The organism is Thermococcus sp., assembly GCF_027012695.1.
Taxonomy (GTDB): Archaea; Methanobacteriota_B; Thermococci; order Thermococcales; family Thermococcaceae; genus Thermococcus.
On record NZ_JALUYR010000046.1, the window covers coordinates 1 to 3,142 of the forward strand.

The 3,142-nt window shown below is 47.1% G+C and carries 3 protein-coding genes; 2 read left to right on the forward strand and 1 reads right to left on the reverse strand.

Annotation, left to right across the window (positions count from 1 at the left end):
• The coding region (locus MV985_RS02845; protein WP_297461328.1) for a hypothetical protein at window positions 1-872 on the forward strand (872 nt) is incomplete at its 5' end.
• Between the two features lie 35 nt (window positions 873-907).
• Window positions 908-1,309 carry a hypothetical protein gene (locus MV985_RS02850; protein ID WP_297461331.1) on the forward strand — a complete coding sequence of 134 codons (402 nt, stop codon included), beginning with the start codon at window positions 908-910 and terminating at the stop codon, window positions 1,307-1,309.
• Window positions 1,310-1,597: 288 nt separating this feature from the next.
• On the opposite strand, the gene MV985_RS02855 is transcribed toward MV985_RS02850, so the two are convergent.
• The gene (locus MV985_RS02855; RefSeq protein WP_297461334.1) at window positions 1,598-2,953 is read right to left on the reverse strand and encodes an RsmB/NOP family class I SAM-dependent RNA methyltransferase; all 1,356 of its coding nucleotides are present in this window, start codon (window positions 2,951-2,953) and stop codon (window positions 1,598-1,600) included.
• Window positions 2,954-3,142 lie beyond the last annotated feature (189 nt).

Below are 3,142 nucleotides of genomic sequence, written 5' to 3' on the forward strand. Positions count from 1 at the left end.
GGAAATACTTGGTGGGTATTTTGTTGGGATTGTTGGTGGTATTGGCAACGGCAGAAACTACCCTGGCAATGTCATATCCCAAAGCGTTTGTACCTCAGAAATCGGTTGCTTCAAAGATATCTCTGGAAGTTTCTAAAACCGCACCGATATCCCCGATGGTGTTTGGAGATAAGGATCAGCTTACAGTTACGTTCCGTGCGGACTTGGCTTATGTGTACCAGGGTACCTTATATCTCCCCTTTGAGTGGGAATGGAGTGGTTTGCCAGAACTAGCTGATGGGGGAGACGATGCGATAGTGATAGCATTCCCATGGGAAATGTGGTATGGGGGATATAAGCACTTATTCTATGAGGATGAGCCCCGAGTATATGCAGAAACTGTTTATGGTGACGAATATAAAGTAGGCAATGCAGATATAATATTCAGATATACTCCAGAGAAATATCTATACTACAATGGAAGGCACTATAAAGTTTATTATGCCTTTATCAGGATACCCGTAGGCGATGACTTAAGATGGGGGAGGATATGGGTGGCAGTAACTCCAAAAACTGATTTCAACGGAATAATCCTTAGTACGAGTTTTAAATATGTTCACAACTGGGATTACAACACCCCCACACTGGAACTACTATCGTTTGGAGTGGGGATATATCTAGATGGGGATCCAGTAGTCTCAGGAGTAGCCAGTTGGACCGTAGGCCAGATCGTTGGAGGGGTTTTGGGTTGGGGAAAAGGCATGTGGGACAAGACCTGGGAAGACAACATTGAATACTCCACGACTGCATATCCTTGGAAATCAACCCCACCGTGGCCACCATGTTCCCCCGGAGGAATTTGTCCTACATCAATACGGAAGGGACTTGAATGATAGATCCTAATTGGAAAACACGATTTAAGTTAAATTTGATAAGGAGCATACCTGCTTCTTTTATTTTTTCGTTTATCTTTGGAACTGTCGGAAATGACGTTAAGACTGTGAAATTTGCTCTGGGGTTCGTGGTCCTGTTTGGGGGTTTCTGGTTCCTTTTTACTATCTCAAAGGTGGACAAGCTAAGTAAAAAAAAGGAGTGTCTCTCCCTTGGAGAGGTTAAGTATAGAGTTGCCTTGATTGATATCATGTGGCTTACCCTTGCCATTGTGGCAAGTCTGATCAATCTGTATTTGAGTGAGAACTATCTGTTGCTCACCGTAGTGGCTGTTGTCTACGCAGTGGCAACATCAAAACTCAAGGCAGATATCAATTATCCGTACGAATGGGCTTCCTCCGAGAGAATCAGGCAGGCCAAGGAAAAATGTAAAGTGTAGTGTCCCTGTTCCCCCTTATTGGTCTTTTCCTTCCTCCGGGGAAAATATGAAGGGGAAGTTATCGGTAAACTTGGTGAGCTCAGTCTCGACTATAGCATTGATTATGATGCTACTGTCCAGAAACGTCCCTGTACTCTTCGATGTATTCATGCAGTTCCCTCCATGAGCCTTTTAGCTTCCTCTTTCTTGTTTTTTTGAAAAGTAGCCAGCTCTGAAAAGATTAGCCAGTGTGAAGACTTCGTCAAAGTTAGATGCCACACTCTCCATTGTGAAAATTAAGAGGATTGTTTAACCCTTTCCCATCTTCGCTATGAAAAAGCTGTTGCAGTCGTGTCTATGGGTCCACGCCCTGAAGACCTTATCCCCTATTTCGAGAAAGCCCCTATCGCCCCAGCTGAAGCTCTCCTTTATTAGCTCCAGACCGACCCGTTCAACGGCGAAGAGCACGTTTTCTTCATTCTCATCAATCCTAATCGAGCACGTCGAGTAGGTCATCTCTCCGCCCTTGCGAAGGTTCTCGTAAGCGTTTCTGAGCATGTTCCTCTGGACGCTTATGAGGCGCTTAATCTTCTTTTCATCAAAGCGCCACTTTACCTCCGGAAACTGCCTGTAGGTTCCCGAACTTGAACACGGCGCGTCGAGGATTATTCTGTCGAATTTAGCTCTGTCCTTAAAGTTCTGGCCGTCCGCATGAACGAGCCTGACGTTTTTGATTCCCAGAAGTTTCATTTTCTCCTTCATTCTCATGAGCCTGTCGTAGGAATAATCCACCGCCACTATTTCGCCCTTGTTCTCCATAAGCGCCGCGGCGTGGAAGGTCTTTGAACCTGGGGCCGCTGCTAAGTCGAGAACCCTCTCACCGGGTTCAGGATTCAGAACGTGGGCGACGTAGGCACTAGCCAAATCCTGAATCACGAACTTTCCTTCTTTGTACCAGTCGAGCCTCGTGACAGGCGTCTTGTACTCGAGGACTTTCAGAACGTCGGGAACCGGAGTCAGAGCGGTTTTCACACCGTTCTCCTCGAGGTAATCTCGGAGAGAATCAACGTCCGTCTTCAGCGTATTGGCTCTGACGTAATAGCGCTGAGGCCTGTTGTTGCTGAGGAGAAGCCTTACAGCCTCGTCGTAGCCGAGCAGGTCTATGACGTATTCAACGTACCAGCGCGGGTGGGAGAAGCGAACGCTCAACCACGCTATTCGGTCCTTCTCTTTCAGCCTTTTCAACGCTTTCTCGACGTCGAACTTCTCCACCGAGTGCATGAGGGCGTTGACAAACTTTGCCCTGCTGAAGTCAAAGCGCTCCTTGACGACGCGGATTATCGAGTCGGTCGCTATCGCCGGCGGAACCTTCCGGAAGTGGATTTCAAACGTCCCTATGCGGAGGAGGTTCACCAAATAGGGGTCCAAATCCTCAACCGTTGAGCCTTTCAAAACCGAGTTGATTATGAAGTCTATCTTTGCCCGCCACTTCTCGATCTCGAAGACGTAAGCGTGGGCCAAACCGCGCGCCTTTTCACGGTCCCTTCCTGCCACTTTCCTGAAGACCCTCTCAAGGGCGTGCTTGGAAGAAAGCTCGCGCTCCTCAACTAAGCTTAAAGCGTCCGCGACTACCTCCTGAAAGCTTATCCTGTAAAACAGCTCCATGCTCGGCCCTTCGCTGGGAGGTTTAAAAAGGTGGTGGTGAGCGCATAAGCATGCACTCTTTTACTCTCGCTCCTTTTGGAAGAATGGGTTCATAAAACAGAACTCTGAAAAAAACAAATTGCTAATAGTAACAGGAACATTTATAAAAAGGGATGGGTATATTTATGATGTAAGGTTGGAGACAAAGAA

Excerpts from the sequence above, each read along its gene's own strand:
- MV985_RS02855 (WP_297461334.1), bottom strand. The coding sequence starts at position 2,953 with ATGGAGCTGTTTTACAGGATAAGCTTTCAGGAGGTAGTCGCGGACGCT.